The following is an 18,893-nucleotide window of genomic DNA, read 5'->3' on the forward strand; positions in this document are numbered from 1 at the left end:
CGCTTGGATCTGCTTGAGCCGTGTGCCGTGACGAATGGCACGCACGGTTCTGAGGGGGCGGGGACGCAGTAATGCGTCCCCGCTACCCGACCAAGACCTTCACCGACTCGGAGGGGCGAGCCAGTGTCCTGAGGATGTACAGCGGCCAGCTGATCCCCGCTCTGCTGCAGACACCTGCGTACGCGCGGGCGCTCCTGATCGAGGGGCGCGAACCGGGGATCGACGCAATGGTCGAGGCGCGCATGGCGCGGCAGAAGATCTTGACGAGGGACAGCCCCGCTGACCTCTGGGTGATCCTGGCCGAGACGGCTCTGCCCTGCCTGGTCGGTGGGAGGACGGTCATGCGCGAGCAACTCGCGCGGCTCATCGAACTGTCCGAGCTTCCCAATGTGACCTTGCGGATCGTCCCCAACACCGCAGGCGCCAACGCGGGTCTGGACGGGCCGTTCAAGGTCATCAGGGTCAAGGAGGGGCAGGTCGGCTACGTCGAGGCTCCCACTGGCGGCCGGCTCGTCGCGGACGCCTCTGAAGTCGATGGGCTGCTAGACAGGTTCGACCGTATTGGGGCGGTTGCTCTCCCCGTAGACTCCAGTCGGAGTCTGATCGAGCAACTGATGGAGACCATGACGTGACTTCCCCCCAGTGGCGTAAGAGCAGCCGGTCCAGCGATGGGACGAGCGGCAAGTGCGTGGAGGTCGCCCGGCTCGACAACGCCATCGGACTGCGAGACAGCAAGGCCCCAGGCGGAAGCCATCTCTCGCTTACTGCGGAAGATTTCGCCAAGCTGATCGCCAGTGCGAAGCGAGACGAGCTTGGCCTGAGGTGACGGAAGGGCCGGATAGAGCGTCCCTCGCTGCAGAAGGACTTCCCCGAGATGGTCCACAGCCGGGTTACCGCGCCCCGATCGCCAGTGGTGATGGCCGCAAATGCCGCCTCGTGGCCGGTCTCTGCGAGCGGGACGCGGGGATGCGGTCCTGACGGTTCCACACGAGAGTCGTAAAGCTCACGGTCGAGGGCCCACGTACCTGGTCTTAAGCGGACTGCAAGGCATGGCTGCCGGCCTCGCAGTTGACTGGTGGTGTTAGACCACCTAGTCTGAATCACAGAGTAGCAAAGTGATTCAGGGGTGATCATGGCAACGACGAATGTCGGCGCACTGATCGAGCGCGCCCGCGTGGCGGCTGGGCTGAGCCAACGGGGCCTCGCGGATGCAACCGGCATCTCCCAGCCCACTCTCTCGCGGATCATCTCCGGAGATCGGGTGGCGAAGATGCCAGAGATCGTGCTGATCGCTCAGGCGACCGGTCACACGATCCCCCAACTCAGCGGCACCGGGACGGTGGCGGAGCGCGTGCAGTACGCGGCACGGGCGACGAACGGCTCCGGTATGGAGGAGATGCGCGAGGCGCTGCTGAGCTTCCTCGAACTGAACGACTACCTGGACGATCAGGCCGTTCCCGCGACGGTCTGACCTGGAGGCCGGAGCACGGTGGACACCGAAACGGAAGGCCGCGCCGCCGCGCAGCGCTTCCGTCGTGAGCACCGTCTGGGGGTGCAGCCGCTCGGGGACCTGGTGACGGTCATCGAGCAGACGACGGGGGTGGACGTAGCGGTGCTCGACGTGGGCCCGGACGAGCACGGCCTGGCAATGCGGGACCCGGATAGCGGGGTCGTGTTCATCGGGGTCGCACGTACCGAGCATCCGATGCGGCAACGCAGCACGCTCGCGCACGAACTCGCCCACGTCCTCTTCGAGGACTGGACTGACGCCGAGGTGGGCGACTGGAGCGAGGCATCCCCGAGGGAGGACAGGTGCCGCGCCTTCGCCCGGCACCTCCTCGTGCCCGTCGAGGGAGTGCGCGAGTTCCTGCGGGACGGGCAGGAGCTGACCTTGGCGTCGCTGTCGGCAGTGGTACAGCGGTTCCTGGTATCCCCCGCGATCGCCGCGATCGCCCTTGAGCAGGCCGGATACATTGACCACGCGACCAGCGAGGAGTGGGGGGAGTTCTACACCCCCCAGTTGGCAGCACGCTTCGGGTGGACCGACCAGTACCGCGCGTTGCAGGCGGAGTCCAGCAAGCGGCGGACACCGCAGCGGCTGCTCGCTCGCGCGATCAATGGCTACGCGATCGGAGTGCTGCCCGCCCAGGCCATAGCCACACTGCGGGGCATCACCCTTGCGGAGGCCGAGGCCGACCTGCGCGAAGCGGGCGTTGAGCCCACCGACACCACTGTCACCTGGGCCAAGGCCGCCGATCTTCCCGATGTGGACATGGATCTGTCCGACCTGGACGACGACACACGGTATGAGGACGAGCCAGGAGCCGCGGCGAAGCGAGACCCGGGATGAGGCACCGGCCCATCATCGACGCCGGCCCCGGACTCAACTTCTTTTCCATCAACAAGGAGCGCCTCCTCATCGGGACCCTGGGGCCACTGTGCGCACCGGAGACGGTCAAAAACGAACTGCTGCGTAAGTCCCGGCAGGACAACCGGTTCCGAAATGCCGTAAGGGTATGGAACAAACTGCCCGAACGCTACATGCGGGTTCTCTCCGACGACGTGACCCCTGAGCTGGCAGCAGTCGTCCACCGAATCACCCGGCTCCCTCTGGAGGAGCGGCTGCGGCATTCGAAAGATCTCGGCGAAACGATGGTGATCGCGCATGCGGTCGTCGCCGCCCAAGCCGGCCACGAAGTGATCGTGCTGATCGATGACGGGCCCGGCGCGCGGGTCGCAGAGGCGGAGAGCAACCGCCTGAGGCTTCTCCGCGACGGCGGCGCCCGTGTCGGAGCCTTGCGTCTGGCCAGCACACTGACCGTCCTAGAGAAGGCCGCAGGCGGACAATACCTTCCGGACCGTGGAGCGATGCGCACCGTCTACGACCGCCTCCGCCAACTCGACGACGGACTGCCGCCTCTCGAAACCACGAACCTCTTGTCCGCTGCCCTCTGGCCCTCGCAGTGACCTCGCCGCCCCTTTCTTCGCGACGGCCTCGTCTTCGTCGGCTGCACTGAGCACCACTGCCCGTGCCCCACTGCGGCGGGTTACTGTCCACGGCGTCTCGCTCTACAGAGACGGTAACGCCCTCCGCACACCTCGTGCGCTCGGGCCGTCCCCCGTCCAGCTCGCCGCGCGGCGCACGCATGTCCAAAGGGGTGCTCCAGTAGCGCCTTGTTCCACACTCACCCAACCGGTTGGGTGAGGCGGCCGAATCGTGTCATCTGTTGCTGGATTCCGACGAGCATCTCGATGACAAAAGATCAAGGGCCTGATCGGAGTGTGCTCCGATCAGGCCCTTGACCTGCGGTTCGTTGGTGGAGCTGAGGGGATTTGAACCCCTGACCCCCTCGATGCGAACGAGGTGCGCTACCGGACTGCGCTACAGCCCCAACGACTCCGTAAGGTTAGCAAACATCGGGGGGTGCTCGCGCCTCGGTTACTCGCCGACGGCCCGGCGGTCGTCGGCGTACTGGTCGAAGACCTCGTCGGGGGTGACGAGTTCGATGACCTCGGCGGGTTCGGTCTCCTCGGCGGCGCGGCGGGCCTCGAGGGCGCGGGCGCGCGCGGCGGCGGCGCGGGCGGCCTCGGTGCGGCGGCGGGCGGCGTCCATGCCCACGGCCACGCGCAGCAGGACCAGGTGGCCGGCCAGCAGGGCGGCCGGGGGCAGGGTGACCCACCAGGGGGCGACGCCGGACGCGACGACGGCGGCGGCGGTGACGAGCAGCGCGGTGAGGCCCGTGGTGCGGCGGCGGCGCCGGGCGATGACGGTGGCGCGGGTCACGCGGCGGCGGGGCCTCGGGGCCGTGGTCTCCTCCGGCTCCTCGGCCTCCTCGTCGCGCTTGTGGAGCAGCCGGGAGATCCCGGTCGCCTCGGTGTCGCGGCGCAGCCACATGGGTACCAGGACGACCGCCCAGACGGCGACGATGGCGAGGTAGAGAACGGTGCTGCTCACCGGCCCCACCGTCCCAGGGCACGCTCGGTAGGCGGGCCGACTTTCGGCGCGCGAACGTGCAATGGGAGCAGGGTCACGCCCCGCACGGTACGAGGGGCTGTCAGAGGTTGACGAGCATAAGGGGCGGTGTGTCGCGAGATCGATCTCGCCGTTACTCTCCGTTTGCCCGGCCTTCTCGTTCGCAGGATTCTTACGGCCGGAAAGTCACGGGCGGCTCAGCCGCCGCGGGGAAATGCCTGTTTGCGGTCGGCGAGCCAGCGTGCGCGCAGGCCGCCGGGCACGTCCTCGACGGTGAGGGCGTAGCAGATGTGGTCGCGCCAGGCGCCGTCGATGTGAAGGTGGCGGCGCCGAATTCCCTCTTCCCGGAATCCGAGCTTTTCCACGACGCGGCGGCTGGCGGCGTTCTCCGGGCGGATATTCGCTTCGAGGCGGTGCAGGCCGACGGTGAAGAAACAGTGGTCGACGGCGAGGGCGACGGCGGTCGGAATGAGGCCGCGTCCGGCCACCCGCTTGTCGACCCAGTAGCCGATCTGCGCGGAGCGGGCCGAGCCCCAGACGATCGCGCCGATCGTGAGCTGGCCGGCGAAGTCGTCGTCGTGGGTGACGACCCAGGGCAGGGCGAGGCCCTGCCGGGCCTCGCGGCGCATCGTGTGCACCATGCTGATGTAGGGCCCGAGGCCGCTGCGGAACAGCGGTGTCTCGGGGTTGGTGGGCTCCCATGGGCGGAGCCAGTCGGCGTTGCGGACGCGCAGTTCGCGCCAGGCGGCGGCGTCGCGGTGCCGCAGCGGGCGCAGCCCGACGGGACCCTCGGTCAGCGTGACCGGCCATCCCCGTAGACGTTCCACGGTTCCATGATTCCCTTGTCGGACGCCTGGACGCCATCAATTCTCGCCGAGAATTCGGGCACCCGGGACGTTCGTCACAGTCGGCGCCCGCGCCGCATCACCCAGTCGACCCGGAGGTCGTCGTCGAGGACGACCAGATCGGCGTCTTTGCCGGGTTCGAGGGAGCCGGTGCGGCCGTCCACGCCGAGCGCGCGGGCGGGGACGAGCGAGGCGGCGCGGGCGGCGTCCTCGATCGGCAGGCCGAGGCTGGTGACGGCGAGGCGGAACGCGTCCGCCATGGTGATCGTGCTGCCGGCGATGGACGTCCCGCCGGCGAGGACGGCGCGGCCGTCGCGGACCTCGACGTCCATGACGCCGAGGCGGTAGGAGCCGTCGCCCATGCCGGTGGCGGCCATGGCGTCGGTGATCAGCGCGACGCGGTGGCCGGCGGCGAACGCCAGGCGCGCCACGGCCGGCTCCACGTGGACGCCGTCGTTGATCAGCTCGACGGTGACCCGGGGGTCGTTGAGCGCGGCGGCGATCGGTCCGCCCTCGCGGTGGTGCAGCGGACGCATCGCGTTGAACAGGTGGGTCGCGACGCGGGCGCCGGCGTCGAACGCGGCGCGGACGGTGGCGCCGTCGGCCTCGGTGTGGCCGACGGCGGCGATGACGCCGGCGTCGACGGCGTCCCGGACGAGGTCGAGGCCGCCGGGCAGCTCCGGCGCGAGGGTGATCATGCGCAGGTGGCCGCGGCCGAGCCGGACGAGGCGCGCGAACTCGGCGGGGTCGGGGTCGCGCAGCAGCGCCGGGTCGTGGGCGCCGCAGCGGTCGCGGGACAGGTAGGGGCCCTCCAGGTGGATCCCGGCGATCACGCCGTCCGCGGCGAGGTCGGCGAGGCCGGTGACGGCGTCGGCGAGTTCGGCGGTGCTGCCGGTGACCAGGCTCGCGATCGTGGTGGTGGTGCCGTGGGCCAGGTGGAAGGACGCGACGCGGTGCGCCTCGTCGGGGCGCTGGTAGGACGCGCCCGCGCCGCCGTGGACGTGCATGTCCACGAATCCGGGGACGACGTGCCGCCCGGCGAGGTCGATCTCCTCGCCCGCCCCGGCGGCGACGATCCTGCCGTCGGCGATGTGCAGGTCCCCGTGCCGGACGCCGTCCGGCAGGACGATGCGGGCGTTGGTCAGGGTCAGCCCGGTGGCCGGCTTCGTCATGGGACTCCTTCACTGCGCGCCTCTGCTCGTTGCTGATTGTTCCACTGCCGTAACGAGCAGGTAGAGCCAGGGGAGCGCAGGGCTAGAATCCATCGATGACCTCCGCCCCGGACAGTCCCCCACCCGCTGGAAAGGGGGCCGGTGTGACCCGGCACGAGCGCTGGAACGCGCTGCTCGAACTGCTCGCGGGCGCGGGCCGGCTGACGGTCGAGGAGGCGGCCCGGCGGATGGGGGTGTCGGCGGCGACGATCCGCCGCGACTTCGACCAGCTCGCGCAGCAGCAGATGCTGACCCGCACCCGCGGCGGCGCGGTGGCGCAGAGCGTCAGCTACGACCTGCCGCTGCGCTACAAGGCGGCGCGGCACGCGTCGGAGAAGCAGCGGATCGCGGCGGCGACCGCGGAGCTGGCCGTGCCGGGGTCGATCATCGGGCTGAACGGCGGGACGACGACCTCGGAGGTCGCCCGGGTCCTCGCCACCCGCGCCGACCTGCACGCCGAGGGGGCGACCCCGGCGCTGACGATCGTGACGAACGCGCTGAACATCGGCAACGAGCTGGCCGTCCGGCCGCATGTGAAGATCGTGCTGACCGGCGGGGTGCCGCGGCCGCAGTCCTACGAGCTGACCGGGCCGCTGGCCACCGGGATCTTCGACCAGGTGACGCTGGACGTCGCGATCATCGGGGTGAACGGGGTGGACGCCCGGCACGGCGCGACCTGCCACAACGAGGGCGAGGCCGACGTGAACCGGCTGATGGCCGAGCGCGCCGAGCAGGTCGTCGTGGTGGCGGACGGCTCCAAGGTCGGGCACCGGGCGTTCGCCCGGATCTGCGCGGTCGGCGACATCGACGTCCTGGTCACGGACGAGACGGTGCCGGACGCGGAGGTCGCGGCCTTCACCGAGGCCGGCGTCCGCGTGATCCGGGCCTAGCGAGCGCCCCGCGCCGCTCACGCGAGGGCCAGCAGGTGCAGGGCGAGCCGCGCGGATCCGGCGCCCTCCTGTTCGGCGATGGCCAGCGCGGCGGGGACGTCGAGATCGTCCAGAAGCGCCTGCGTCACGGCCTCCTCGGCGGTGGCGGACGCGGTGCGCCGCCCGGCCGCGGTGTGGAGCCGGTCCAGGAAGGCGGCGGCCTCGTCGAGGGCCTCCGGGGTGTAGTCCCAGGCGTGCCTCCAGGGCTCGCTGATCAGCATGAGCCGGACGGCGGCGCCCGGGTGGTCCGGGACGAGGTCGGAGACGAGCACCAGGTTCCCGGTGGACTTGGCCATCTTCCGGCCGTCCCGGCGGACCATGCCGACGTGCAGCCAGGCGCGAGAGAAGGGCCGCACCCCGGTCAGCGCCTCGGCCATGGCGGCCTCGTAGGCGTGGTGCGGGAAGCACAGGTCGGTGCCGCCGCAGTGCAGGTCGATCGCGGGGCCGAAGACGGTCATGGCCATCGCGGCGCACTCGGCGTGCCAGCCGGGGCGGCCGGGGCCCCACGGGCTGGGCCAGGCGGGCTCGCCCGCGCGCGACGGCCGCCATACGGCCACGTCGAACGGATGCTCCTTGTCGGGGTCGCCGGGTTCGTCGCCGTACTCGTCCAGCAGCGCGCGCGCCTCCTCCTCGCCGACTCCCACCCGTCCGGGGACGTCGGCGCCGCGGAAGCGCACCGCGCCGTCCCGCAGGTAGGCGCGGCCGGACGCGAGGAGGCCCTGCGCGAGCGCGATGACCTCCCGGACATGGTTGTGCGCCCGCGGCTGGTGGTCGACGGCGTGGACGCCGAGCACGTCGAGGTCGCGTTCGAAGTAGTACTGCTGGACGGCGGCGAAGCTGTCGTAGGGGCTGCCGGCGCGGTGCGCGGCCTGGTCCAGCACGTCGTCGACGTCGGTGACGTTGCGGCAGACGCGCACGCCCACGCCGGCGTGCCGCAGGACGCGGGCGGCGATGTCGGCCCAGACGAAGGTGCGCGCGTGGCCGAGATGGGTCGCGTCGTACGGGGTGATGCCGCAGACGTACATGCGGGCGGGCCCGGCGACGGGCAGCGGGCGGCCGCCGAGCCGGAGGGTGCGGCCGGGCGCGCCGGTTCCGGTCGCGCCGGTTCCGGTCGCGGGCGCGCCGGATCCGGCCGAAGGTGCGCCGGCGTTCGCGGGTGCGGTGGAGTCCACGGGAACGCGTTCCTCACGCCGGGCCCGGTGGCCCGGCACTCGATGGGGTTTCCTCCCAGTGTGCGAATGATGCGGTAAAGGCAGTACCCCCGGCGTCCCTCCGCTTGGCGACCTGGCCGGACCCGGCGCGGGGCGTCCGGCGGGTTCGCGGCGGGGGCGGGTATGCCGAACCTGAGAGGTCCCGTCTAACGTGCCGGTGGTCAGGGAAGAGACCCGGAGGTGGGGCGGGCCTCGCCGTTCGCTCGCGAAGGGGACCATGGACGATTGTCCTAGGCAACGAGTGGGGTCGGAGGACGTCATGACCGGCAGCGGGGAGCGCGTCGGCGATCCGCCGGACGCGGAGGCGCCGCCCGCCGCCGTACCGGCCGCCGCCGCGCCGGCGGCGCGTACGCGGCGGCTGCCCTTCGACGCCGCCGCGCTGAAGGCGGTGCGGTCGCTGGTCGTCGAGGGCGCGAGGGAGGCCGGGCTCGACGAGGACCGGGTCCAGGACGCCGAGCTCGTCGCCAGCGAGCTGACCGCCAACTCCGTGGAGCACGGCGGCGGCAGGGGCGAGCTGTGGATCTGGTACGACGCCACCCAGCTGGTCATCGAGGTCTGCGACGCGGGGCACATCGCCGACCCGCTGGCGGGCCGGCGTCCGGTGCCGGCCGACTCGATCGGCGGGCGGGGCCTGCTGCTCGTCCACAAGCTCGCCGACTTCGTCCGCATCCGGACAGAGCCCGGTAGAACAGTCATCCGGGCCTACTTCACCCGCGCATGATGTGATCATGACGCGACTCCCGGCACAGGGCTACGGACCCGAGCACGCCACGCCGTTCACCTTCGGGGTGCACCACGTCCAGATCGCCATCCCGCCCGGCAGTGAGGACGCCTGCCGCGCGTTCTACGTGGACGCCCTCGGCATGGAGGAGATCGCGAAACCGCCGGTGCTGGCCGCGCGGGGCGGGCTCTGGGTGCGCGCGGACGCCCTGGAGATCCACCTCGGCGTCGAGGAGGACTTCCGCCCGGCCCGCAAGGCGCATCCCGGCATCCGCGTCGCCGACCTGGACGCCCTCGCCGAACGGCTGGCGCGGCACGGCACCGAGGTGGCCTGGGACGACGACTTCCCGGGCCACCGCCGCTTCTACGCCTTCGACAACCTCGGCAACCGGCTGGAGTTCCTGCAGCCGGACGGTTCGCCCGCCGAGTGGTGACCGCCCGCCCCGCCCGCCGGTCCGCCCCGCCCGTCAGGACGCGGAGGGCGCCGCGGGGAAGTTTCCGGCGCGGCCGAGCAGCGCCTGCACCGGGCTGTCCAGCCGTTCCGCCAGCCAGGCCGCCGTCTCCGTGACCGGGCCCAGCTGGACGCCGGTCCTGACGCCCGTCCGGTCCAGCGCGTAGACCAGGTCCTCGGTGGCGATGTTGCCGGTCGCGGCGGGCGCGAACGGGCAGCCGCCGAACCCGCCGGTGCTCGCGTCCAGGGCGCTGACTCCGTGGTCGACCGCGGTGAGCGCGTTCGCGTAGCCGGTGTTGCGCGTGTTGTGGAAGTGGCAGCGCAGCGGCACGCCCGGCGCGATCTCCGCGGCGCCGGTCAGGAGCTCGCGCACCTGCGCCGGGACGCCGACGCCGATGGTGTCGGCCAGCGCGATCTCGTCGGGCTCGCTCTCGGCGATCCGCCGCACCAGGTCCAGGACGCGCGCCGCCGGCACCTCGCCCTCGAACGGGCAGCCGAAGGACGCCGCGATCGTGACGCTGCGGAACAGCCCGGCGGCGCGCGCGTCGGCGGCGATCCGCGCCCAGTTGGCCAGCCCCTCCTCGACCGAGCAGCCCTGGTTGCGGCGGCTGAACTCGTCGGTGGCCACGACCACCACGTTGACCTCGTCCACGCCCGCGGCGAGCGCCCGGTCGAGACCGCGCGGGTTGAGGACGAGCCCCGCGTAGCGCACCCCGTCCGGCCGGGGGACGCGCTCCATCACGGCCTCCGCGTCGGCCATCTGCGGGACGCGCTTGGGGTTGACGAAGCTGACCGCCTCGATCCGCCGCAGCCCGGCGGCGATGCTCCGCTCGATGAGCCGCACCTTGTCGGCGGTGGGCAGGATCGCGGCCTCGTTCTGCAGCCCGTCCCGGGGTCCCACCTCGATGACTTCGACGTGCGCCATGGGGCCTTCCCTTGTATGCAATCTGTCGACATGCCGAGAATCGGCCAGGTCTAACCCTTGTGTCAAGCGACCGAAATGCTTATCTTGCATGCAATCGACCGCTGAGGAGGTTCGGATGGTCCGTGCCGTGGACCGTGTGTACACACGGCTGCGCGCCGACATCCTGGACGGCGTCCACCCGCCCGGGGCGCGGCTCGGCGAGGCAGAGCTGGCCGAGCAGACCGGCTCCAGCCGGACGCCGGTCCGCGAGGCACTGCGCCGGCTGGAGGTCGAGGGCCTGGTCGAGGTGCTGCCGCACCGCGGCGCCCGCGTCCCCGACTGGACGCCGGAGGACCTGGAGGAGATCTACGACCTGCGGATGCTGCTGGAGGGCGCCGCCGCGCGGCGGGCCGCCACCCGCATCGAGCCGGAGGACGTGGACCGCATGCACGAGCTGTGCGATCTCATGGAGCGGGCCGCGGCCCCCGGCGACCGCCAGGACCTCGACCGCGTCGCGGAACTGAACGCCGAGTTCCACGGGATCGTCCGCGCGGCGGCGGCGAGCGCCCGGCTGGTGTCGATGCTCAACGCCGTCGTCCAGCTCCCGCTGGTGATGCGCACCTTCCACGGGTACGCGCCGGACGATCTGGCCCGCAGCTCCGCGCACCACCGGGAGCTGGCCGCCGCGCTGCGGGCGGGCGACGGGACCTGGGCCGAGTCGGTGATGCGGGCGCACGTTCTCGCAGCGAAGGCGGTGCTGCTCCGGGCCGCCGCGAAGGCCGAAGCCCAGGCCGCCGAAGCCCAGGCCGAAGCCCAGGCCGCCGGTGACCCAGCCGCCGGCGACCCTCCCGGCAACGACGACACCGAAACGAGGATCCGCTAGATGTCAACGCACGACGGCGCCACCCAGGACACCCCGGCCGCCCGGGGTCCCCTCGCCGACCTGCGCGTGGTGGAGATGGGGCAGCTGCTCGCGGGGCCCTTCTGCGGCCAGCTGCTCGGCGACTTCGGCGCCGAGGTGATCAAGCTGGAGTCGCCGGGCGTGGGCGACCCGATGCGCCAGTGGGGACGGGAGAAGCCGCACGGCAAGTCCCTGTGGTGGCCGGTGGTGGCGCGCAACAAGAAGTCGGTGACGTGCAACCTGCGCACCCCCGAGGGCCAGGACCTGGCGCGGCGGATCATCGGGCAGGCCGACATCGTCGTGGAGAACTTCCGGCCCGGCACGCTGGAGCGCTGGGGCCTGGACTTCGACCGGCTCCGCGCGGAGAACCCGGGGCTGATCCTCGTCCGCGTGTCCGGTTTCGGGCAGAGCGGCCCGTACGCGCCGCGCGCCGGGTACGGGTCGATCGGCGAGGCGATGGGCGGCATCCGGTACGTCACGGGCGACCCGGAGAACCCGCCGTCCCGCGCCGGGATCTCGCTCGGTGACTCGCTCGCCGCCGTGTTCGCCACGATCGGCGCGCTCGTCGCCGTCCACCACCGGAGCAACACCGGCCGCGGCCAGATCGTCGACTCGGCCATCTACGAGGCGGTGCTGGCGATGATGGAGTCGCTGCTGCCCGAGTGGGCCGTGGCGGGCTACCAGCGCGAGCGCACCGGCTCGGTGCTGCCGAACGTGTCGCCCAGCAACGTGTACCCGACCGCGTCCGGCGAGATGATCCTCATCGCCGCCAACCAGGACACCGTGTTCGGACGGCTCGCGAAGACGATGGGCCGCCCCGAGCTGGCCGAGGACCCGCGCTTCGCCGGGCACGCCGACCGGGGCCGCAACATGGCCGAGCTGGACGAGCTCATCTCCGCCTGGTCGGCGACGCTCGACACCGAGGCGCTGCTGGAGACACTGCACGAGGGCGGCGTGCCCGCGGGCCGCATCTACACCGCCAAGGACATGTTCGACGACCCGCACTTCGCGGCCCGCGAGGCCATCGTGCGGCTCGTCCACCCCGACTTCGGGGAGCTCCCGATGCACAACGCGTTCCCCAAGCTCAGCGAGACGCCGGGATCGGTGCGGCACGCCGGCCCGGCGCTCGGCGAGCACAACCGGGAGGTGTACGGCGCCCTCCTGGACCTCGGAGAAGACGAGATCGCCGCGCTGGCCGAGCGCGGAACCATCTAGAGCAGGTACGGCTTCGGGAGACCGACATGGGTTATCGCCTAGGCGTCGATGTAGGCGGCACGTTCACCGACGTGCTGCTGGTGGACGAGGAGACCGGCGTCAGCCACCGCGCCAAGACAGCGTCCACACCGGCGGACCAGTCCGAGGGCGTCCTCAACGGCATCCGCAAGGTGTGCCGGGACGCGGGGATCGAGCCGTCCGAGGTCGCGCACGTGCTGCACGGCACGACGGTCGCGACCAACGCGATCCTGCAGGGCAGGGGAGCGCGGGTCGGCCTGGTCACGACCGAGGGGTTCCGGCAGGTGCTGCAGATCGGCCGGTCGTTCGTGCCGGGCGGGCTGGCGGGCTGGATCATCTGGCCGAAGCCGGAGCCGCTGGCCCGGCTGGAGCACACCGTGGAGATCCCCGGCCGGATCAGGTCCGACGGCACGATCGTCACCCCGCTGGACGAGGACCGCGCCCGCGAGGCGCTGCGCCGGCTGGCCGGGGCCGGGATCGAGGCGCTGACCGTCTCGCTGATCAACTCGTACGCGAACGACGCGCACGAGCGGCGGGTGGCGGAGCTCGCGGCCGAGGAGCTGCCGGGCGTGCCGGTGTCGCTGTCCAGCCACGTCCTGCCGGAGATGCGGGAGTACGAGCGCACCGTCACGACCGTGGCGAACAGCTACGTGCAGCCGGAGGTCGCCCGGTACGTCGGCAACCTCGACCGGTCGCTGACCGGCAGCGGCATCGCGGCGCCGCTCGCGGTGCTGCGCAGCGACGGCGGCCTCACCCGCGCCGACAAGGCGGCCGAGGACCCGGTGTCGCTGCTGCTGTCCGGCCCGGCGGGCGGGGTGACCGGCGCGGTGTGGTTCGCCGAGCAGGCCGGGTTCCGCGACTTCCTCACCTTCGACATGGGCGGGACGTCCACGGACGTGGCGCTGGTCCTCGGCGGGCGCCCGCGGATCGGCCGGGAGACGAGCGTCGGCGACCTGACCGTCCGGGCGACGAGCGTGGACGTCCGCACGGTCGGCGCGGGCGGCGGCTCGATCGCGCACGTCCCCGAGCTGACGAAGGCGCTGCGGGTCGGCCCGCAGTCGGCGGGCGCCGACCCGGGCCCGGCCGCCTACGGCGCGGGCGGCGCCGACCCGACGGTCACCGACGCCAACGTGGTCCTCGGCTACCTGCCGACGCAGCTCGCCGGCGGGGAGATCTCGCTGGACGTCGAGGCCGCCCGCAAGGCGGTCGGCCGCGTCGCCGAGGCGATGGGCCTGCCGAGCGTGGAGGCCGCCGCGGCGGGGATCATCGACATCGTCAACGAGAACATGCTGGGCGCGCTGCGGCTGATCAGCGTCCAGCAGGGCTTCGACCCGCGCGACTTCGCGCTGATGTCGTTCGGCGGCGCGGGCCCGCTGCACGCCAACGCGCTCGGCCGGCTGACCGGCTCGTGGCCGGTGATCGTGCCGCCGTCGCCGGGCGTGCTGTGCGCCTACGGGGACGCGACGACCTGCGCCCGCGACGAGAGCGCCCGCACGATGGTGCGCCGCTTCTCCACCCTCGACGACGCCGAGCTGCGCGCCGCGCTCGCCGAGCTGGCCGACGCCGCCGCCGCGCGGCTGGAGGCCGAGGGCGTCCCGCGCGACAGCCAGACCGCGACGTACCAGATCGACCTGCGCTACCACGGGCAGGGCTTCGAGATCCCCGTCGAGGTCGACCGCGCGACCGTGGACGGCGACCTGCTCGCCGAGCTGGGCGCCGCGTTCGACGCCGAGCACAAGCGGCTGTTCTCCTTCCTGCTCGACAACGAGCGCGAAGTGATCAACCTGCGGGTCACCGTGAGCGGCCCGCGCCCCGAGGTCGCCTGGCGCACCCTCCCGGAGGGCGACGGCGACCCGTCCGCGGCGCTGGTCCGCGAGACCGAGGTGTGGATGGACGGCGCGCTCGCGCCCGCCCGCATCTTCGACCGTTCCAAGCTGCGCGCCGGGGACGTGGTGGCCGGTCCGGCCGTCGTGGTCGAGATGGACTCCACCACCCTCGTCCTGTCCGGGCACGCCGCGACCGTCCACCCGAGCGGCAGCCTGCTGATCCGTCCCACTGAGGAGGGCTGATGGCCGAGATCCTGCAGACCACCACCGAGCCGGTCGGCCGGGTGGAGGTCGACCCGGTCACCCTGGACATCATCGAGAACGCGCTGCGCAACGCGCGGCACGAGATGGACGAGGTGCTGTACCGCACCGCGCTGTCCCCGGGCATCCGCGAGCAGCACGACGAGTTCCCGCTGATCGCGGACCCGTCCGGGAAGATGGTCGTCGGCCAGTTCGGCCTGTCGGTGCCCGACTTCCTGGAGAACTTCGACGGGACGATCGGCGAGGGCGACATCCTGATGACGTCCGACCCGTACGCCTGCGGCGCGGCGATCAGCCACGCCAACGACTGGCTGCTGGTCGTGCCGATCTACCACCGGGGCCGGCTCGTCGGCTGGTCGTCGATGTTCGGCCACATGTCGGACGTGGGCGGCAAGACGCCGTCCTCGATGCCCGCGGACGCCCGCACCATCTACGAGGAGGGCGTGGTCGTCCCGCCGTTCAAGCTCTACGAGGGCGGTGAGCTGAACGAGGCGGCGCTGCGCATCATCCTCAACCAGGTGCGGATGCCCGACTGGAACCGCGCCGACCTGAACGGCCTCGTCGCGGCCTGCACGACGGCGGCGCGGCGGGTGACCGAGCTGTGCGACCGGTTCGGCGTCGAGACCTACCTGTCCGCGCTGGACGCCCTGCTCGACCGCAACTACCAGGCCATGAAGGTGCTGCTCGCGACCCTCTTCGAGGACGGGCAGACGCTGGAGTTCGCCGACTACATCTGCGACGACGGCTGCGGCTACGGCCCCTACGAGCTGAAGATCTCGCTCACCCGGACCGGGGAGAAGGTCCATCTCGACTTCAGCCACGCGGCGCCGCAGGCGGTCGGGCCGATCAACTACTTCATCAACGAGAACCTCGTCCGGATGTTCTTCGGCATCTACGTGATCACGGTCGCCGACCCGCAGATCCTGTGGAACGACGGCTTCTACCCGCTGATCGACGTGACGATCCCCGAGGACTCGTTCTGGAAGCCGCGCCACCCGGCCGCGCTGAACGCCCGCAACCACGGCATCGGCCGCGTGTTCGACCTGTTCGGCGGGCTGCTCGGGCAGACGAACCCGGAGATCCTGAACGCGGCCGGGTTCTCGTCCTCGCCGCACTTCATGTACTCGGGGCACTACACGTCCGGGCCGCGCGAGGGCGAGTGGTTCCAGCTGTACTCGATCGGGTTCGGCGGCGTGCCGGGGCGCCCGGTCGGGGACGGCCCCGACGGGCACTCGCTGTGGCCGTCGTTCGTCAACATCCCCTGCGAGTACCTGGAGTCGTACTACCCGCTGCGCATCGAGCGGTGGGAGACGATCGCCGACTCCGGCGGCGCCGGCCTGCACCGCGGCGGCAACGGCGTCGACGTCGCGTACCACTTCGAGGAGCCCGGCACGATCGCGATCCACGACGACCGCTGGCTCACCTACCCGTGGGGCGTGAACGGCGGACGTCCGGGGGAGCGGGGCCGCAAGTGGATCGACCGGGCGGACGGCACCCGCGAGGTGCTGCCCAGCAAGGTCCACGACGTGCCGGTGGCGCCGGGCGACGTGCTGCACTTCGTCACGTGGGGCGGCGGCGGATGGGGCGACCCGCTCGCCCGTCCCGCCGAGCTGGTCGCGGCGGAGGTGCTGCGCGGTCTCGTGACCGCCGAGGGCGCCCGCGACGGGTACGGCGTCGTCTGCACCGCCGACGGCGTCCTCGACGAGGAGGCCACGGAGCTGCTGCGGGCGAAGATGGCCGCCGACCGGACGGAGATCCCCGTGTTCGACATGGGCCCGCCGCTGGAGGAGATCCTCGCCCGCTGCGAGGAGGAGACCGGGCTGCCCGCGCCGCACCCGCCGGTCGACGTCCGCTCCGCGGAGGCGCTGCGCCGATGACCGGCCCGGAGAACGGCCCCGCGGCGGGCGCGGACGACCTCGTCGCCGGCTACCGCGCGTCGGGCTTCGGCGAGAGCCTCGGCTGCGGCGACGCCCCGGCGGTGCTGGTGGTCGACTTCGCCCGCGCCTACCTGGAGGACGGGTCGCCGCTGCGCGCCCCCGTCGAGGACGCCCTCGCCGCGGCGATCGCCCTGATCGGCGCGGCGAGGGCCGCCGGGGTCCCGGTGCTGTTCACCCGGGTGTCGTACCAGCCGGGCGGCGCGGACGGCGGGCTGTTCCGCCGGAAGGTGCCCGCGCTGCGCGTGTTCGAGGAGGGGAGCCCCCTCGGCGACTTCGCCGAGGGGGTCGCCCCGCTGCCCGGGGAGACCGTCGTCACCAAGCAGTACGCGAGCGCGTTCCACGGGACGTCGCTGGCGGCGACGCTGACCTCGTCCGGCATCGATACCCTGTTCATCTGCGGGCTCTCCACGAGCGGCTGCATCCGGGCCACGGCCACGGACGCGCTCCAGCACGGGTTCCGCCCGCTCGTGGTGGACGAGGCGTGCGGCGACCGCGACCCGCGCCTGCACGCCGCCAACCTGCTCGACCTCCAGGCCAAGTACGCGGACGTCGTCTCCCTCGACCGCGCCCTGGAACTGATCGGCTGACGGGCTGACTGATCGGCAGACCGGCCGACCGGGTCTTCGATCGACCGGGCCGGTCAACCGGCCGCGGCGGTGTCGTGGAGGGCGAGGGAGAGCTCCACGGCGCTGTCGACGACCGCGTCGAGGTCGTCGCCGAGCCGCCCGTCCGCCCACCGCTGGGCCAGCTCGGTCATCGCGCCGGTGAACATGGTCGCGGCGACGACGACCGGGAGCCGCGGGTTCTCGATGTTGCTCATCGCGAGGACGCCGTCCAGCAGGGCGGTCTGGGCGGCGCGGCGCCGCTCGGCCAGCACCTCGTTGCCGCGCGCCTCGGCGAACAGCACCCGGCCCCGGCGCGGGTCGTCGCTGATGAAGCGGAGCACGCTGCGGATGCCCGCGCGGGTGCGGGCGTCCGGGCCCGGGCCCGCCTCGTCCAGCGCGGCCGCCAGCGCCTCCCCGAGGGCCGCCGCCTCCCGGTCGTAGACGGCCGCGAGCAGCTCGTCGGTGCCGGGGAAGTTCTCGTAGAAGTACCGGGTGTGCAGCTCGGCCTCCCGGCACACGGCGCGCACCGTCAGCGCCGCCTCGCCCTCCTCGCCGAACAGCCGGTACGCGGCCCTGACCAGCATGTCGCGCCGCTCGTCCCGCCGCCGGCTCGCGGGCACCCCGGCCCACCGGGTGGACGTGGCCGTGCGCGCGTTCGCCATGCCCCGACGATATACCGCGCCCGCGCCGCGCCTCCCGGTCTGGACACGGGTGTACCCAGACGCTTACTCTGGTCACAGTTGTAGCCAGAATTGGGAGTCCAGATGACGGCCACCGCGAGCCCCGGCAAGAACGGCCACCGCACGCCAGGTCCCGGCGGGGCGGGGCACCGCAAGCCCGCGCCCGGCAAGACGAACCCCGTCGCGACGCGCTTCGAGCAGGCCTTCGACGCCGACATCCGCTCCAGGTTCTTCAAGGGCCTGGACTTCGCCGGCCCCGAGGGCGACCCCGGCTGGTTCGGGCCCGGCAGCGCCGTCTGGTACGTGCACTCGCACCTGCCGACGCTGATCCTCGGCCTGGTCGGCGCCGCCTACATCGAGGGCCTCGACCCGAGCATCAGCTGGATGGCCTACGACCACTCGCGCATCCCCGAGCGCGTCGACGGCATCCCGACCGGCAACATCGACCCGGAGGGCGCCGCCGTCCGGCTCGGCCACTCCCTGTCGTTCTTCATCGGGACCGCCTACGGTTCCACCGCGACCGCCGAGCGGCTCGCCCGCACCGTCCGCGCGATGCACCACACCGTGAAGGGCACCCGCCCCGACGGCCTGCCCTACGACGCGGACGACCCCGAATGGCTGCGCTGGAACTACGCCACCGTGGTGTGGGGGCTGGCCACGGCGCACGAGCGCTACCACAAGCGTCCCCTGCGCGGCCCCGCCCTGGACCGCTACTACCGCGAGTTCGTCCGCGTCGGCGAGGCCCTCGGCGGGACGGACCTGCCCGCCAGCAAGGCGGAGGTCGCCGAGTGCCTGGAGTCCTACCTGCCGCGCCTGGCCGTCACCCCGATCAAGGCGTTCGCGACCGGCCCGAACCTGCGTGAGAGCAAGGCCAAGCCGTGGGAGCCCGGTAGCCCCTTCATGGACTGGGCCGCCCGCGACATGCTCCCCAAGTGGGCGCAGAAGCTCTGCCTCTACAAGCCGCCGAACCCCCTCGCGCTGCGCGCGCGCCGGACGACGCTGTGGCTCGTCCTCAACGGCCTGCACGACGCCACCGGCCCGATCCGGGAGTACCGCGAGGCCGAGGCCCGCGTCGCGGGCGGCGCCTCCGCGCCGGTCGCCTCGACGGCACCGGCCGCGCCCGACCCCGTCCTCACCCGGGACGAGGTGGAGGCGACCGCCTGACGTGCCCGCCCCCCGGCCGGTTGAGTCGTGCCGGTTCAGTCG

Annotated in this window: 20 protein-coding genes and 1 tRNA gene; 14 read left to right on the forward strand and 7 right to left on the reverse strand. The window is 72.4% G+C overall.

Annotated features, from left to right (window positions below):
- The first annotated feature begins 71 nt into the window (after positions 1-71).
- The 5 genes from CHF16_RS16190 (at position 72) to CHF16_RS16210 (ending at position 2,967) form a co-directional block, all read left to right on the forward strand.
- Positions 72-632, forward strand: a complete 561-nt coding sequence (locus tag CHF16_RS16190; protein ID WP_089326877.1) for a DUF5753 domain-containing protein — start codon at positions 72-74, stop codon at positions 630-632.
- Positions 629-826, forward strand: coding sequence for a DUF397 domain-containing protein (locus tag CHF16_RS16195; RefSeq protein WP_089326878.1), 198 nt, complete (start codon positions 629-631; stop codon positions 824-826). Before CHF16_RS16190 ends, CHF16_RS16195 begins: the two co-directional genes overlap by 4 nt.
- Positions 827-1,132: 306 nt before the next feature.
- On the forward strand, positions 1,133-1,471 hold the full coding sequence (locus CHF16_RS16200) for a helix-turn-helix domain-containing protein (protein WP_089327012.1): 339 nt from the start codon (positions 1,133-1,135) through the stop codon (positions 1,469-1,471).
- An 18-nt stretch (positions 1,472-1,489) separates the two neighbouring features.
- Positions 1,490-2,350, forward strand: a complete 861-nt coding sequence (locus CHF16_RS16205) for an ImmA/IrrE family metallo-endopeptidase (protein WP_089326879.1) — start codon at positions 1,490-1,492, stop codon at positions 2,348-2,350.
- The gene (locus CHF16_RS16210) at positions 2,347-2,967 is read left to right on the forward strand and encodes a PIN domain-containing protein (RefSeq protein WP_089326880.1); all 621 of its coding nucleotides are present in this window, start codon (positions 2,347-2,349) and stop codon (positions 2,965-2,967) included. Before CHF16_RS16205 ends, CHF16_RS16210 begins: the two co-directional genes overlap by 4 nt.
- Positions 2,968-3,315: 348 nt before the next feature.
- Here the strand turns inward: CHF16_RS16210 and CHF16_RS16215 are convergent.
- The 4 genes from CHF16_RS16215 to nagA all read right to left on the reverse strand — a co-directional run bounded on the left by CHF16_RS16215 (position 3,316) and on the right by nagA (position 5,990).
- Positions 3,316-3,392 (reverse strand) — tRNA-Ala (locus CHF16_RS16215).
- 47 nt (positions 3,393-3,439) lie between these two features.
- Complete coding sequence (locus CHF16_RS16220; RefSeq protein ID WP_089326881.1) at positions 3,440-3,955, reverse strand: hypothetical protein; 516 nt, start codon at positions 3,953-3,955, stop codon at positions 3,440-3,442.
- Between the two features lie 215 nt (positions 3,956-4,170).
- On the reverse strand, positions 4,171-4,800 hold the full coding sequence (locus CHF16_RS16225) for a GNAT family N-acetyltransferase (protein WP_089326882.1): 630 nt from the start codon (positions 4,798-4,800) through the stop codon (positions 4,171-4,173).
- 74 nt (positions 4,801-4,874) lie between these two features.
- On the reverse strand, positions 4,875-5,990 hold the full coding sequence (gene nagA, locus CHF16_RS16230) for an N-acetylglucosamine-6-phosphate deacetylase (protein ID WP_089326883.1): 1,116 nt from the start codon (positions 5,988-5,990) through the stop codon (positions 4,875-4,877).
- A gap of 143 nt (positions 5,991-6,133) precedes the next feature.
- On the opposite strand from nagA, the gene CHF16_RS16235 reads away from it, so the two are divergent.
- On the forward strand, positions 6,134-6,919 hold the full coding sequence (locus tag CHF16_RS16235; RefSeq protein WP_089326884.1) for a DeoR/GlpR family DNA-binding transcription regulator: 786 nt from the start codon (positions 6,134-6,136) through the stop codon (positions 6,917-6,919).
- A 17-nt stretch (positions 6,920-6,936) separates the two neighbouring features.
- Here the strand turns inward: CHF16_RS16235 and CHF16_RS16240 are convergent, their stop codons facing one another.
- Entirely contained in the window at positions 6,937-8,130 is a 1,194-nt protein-coding gene (locus CHF16_RS16240; RefSeq protein WP_245868607.1) for a class I tRNA ligase family protein, read from the reverse strand.
- A 298-nt stretch (positions 8,131-8,428) separates the two neighbouring features.
- On the opposite strand from CHF16_RS16240, the gene CHF16_RS16245 reads away from it, so the two are divergent.
- The gene (locus CHF16_RS16245; RefSeq protein ID WP_218826690.1) at positions 8,429-8,890 is read left to right on the forward strand and encodes an ATP-binding protein; all 462 of its coding nucleotides are present in this window, start codon (positions 8,429-8,431) and stop codon (positions 8,888-8,890) included.
- A gap of 7 nt (positions 8,891-8,897) precedes the next feature.
- On the forward strand, positions 8,898-9,323 hold the full coding sequence (locus tag CHF16_RS16250) for a VOC family protein (RefSeq protein ID WP_089327014.1): 426 nt from the start codon (positions 8,898-8,900) through the stop codon (positions 9,321-9,323).
- A gap of 33 nt (positions 9,324-9,356) precedes the next feature.
- Here the strand turns inward: CHF16_RS16250 and CHF16_RS16255 are convergent, their stop codons facing one another.
- Positions 9,357-10,265, reverse strand: a complete 909-nt coding sequence (locus CHF16_RS16255) for a hydroxymethylglutaryl-CoA lyase (protein ID WP_089326886.1) — start codon at positions 10,263-10,265, stop codon at positions 9,357-9,359.
- 127 nt (positions 10,266-10,392) lie between these two features.
- Here CHF16_RS16255 and CHF16_RS16260 point away from each other — a divergent pair, with 127 nt between their 5' ends.
- From CHF16_RS16260 to CHF16_RS16280, 5 genes are read left to right on the forward strand one after another with little or no spacing between them, the layout of a single operon-like run.
- Entirely contained in the window at positions 10,393-11,127 is a 735-nt protein-coding gene (locus tag CHF16_RS16260) for a GntR family transcriptional regulator (protein ID WP_245868609.1), read from the forward strand.
- On the forward strand, positions 11,128-12,360 hold the full coding sequence (locus tag CHF16_RS16265) for a CaiB/BaiF CoA transferase family protein (protein WP_089326888.1): 1,233 nt from the start codon (positions 11,128-11,130) through the stop codon (positions 12,358-12,360).
- 26 nt (positions 12,361-12,386) lie between these two features.
- Positions 12,387-14,447: a hydantoinase/oxoprolinase family protein gene (locus CHF16_RS16270; protein ID WP_089326889.1), complete on the forward strand. Its 2,061-nt coding sequence runs from the start codon at positions 12,387-12,389 to the stop codon at positions 14,445-14,447.
- Positions 14,447-16,342 carry a hydantoinase B/oxoprolinase family protein gene (locus CHF16_RS16275; protein ID WP_089326890.1) on the forward strand — a complete coding sequence of 632 codons (1,896 nt, stop codon included), beginning with the start codon at positions 14,447-14,449 and terminating at the stop codon, positions 16,340-16,342. Before CHF16_RS16270 ends, CHF16_RS16275 begins: the two co-directional genes overlap by 1 nt.
- Positions 16,339-16,989, forward strand: coding sequence for an isochorismatase family protein (locus CHF16_RS16280; RefSeq protein WP_089326891.1), 651 nt, complete (start codon positions 16,339-16,341; stop codon positions 16,987-16,989). The genes CHF16_RS16275 and CHF16_RS16280 overlap by 4 nt, the downstream gene beginning before the upstream one ends.
- Before the next feature lie 53 nt (positions 16,990-17,042).
- Here CHF16_RS16280 and CHF16_RS16285 read toward each other — a convergent pair whose 3' ends face one another.
- Positions 17,043-17,669, reverse strand: a complete 627-nt coding sequence (locus CHF16_RS16285; RefSeq protein WP_089326892.1) for a TetR/AcrR family transcriptional regulator — start codon at positions 17,667-17,669, stop codon at positions 17,043-17,045.
- A gap of 102 nt (positions 17,670-17,771) precedes the next feature.
- On the opposite strand from CHF16_RS16285, the gene CHF16_RS16290 reads away from it, so the two are divergent.
- Positions 17,772-18,851, forward strand: coding sequence for an oxygenase MpaB family protein (locus tag CHF16_RS16290; RefSeq protein WP_089326893.1), 1,080 nt, complete (start codon positions 17,772-17,774; stop codon positions 18,849-18,851).
- Positions 18,852-18,893 lie beyond the last annotated feature (42 nt).

Source organism: Actinomadura meyerae (assembly GCF_900188445.1).
Classification (GTDB): Bacteria; Actinomycetota; Actinomycetes; order Streptosporangiales; family Streptosporangiaceae; genus Spirillospora; species Spirillospora meyerae.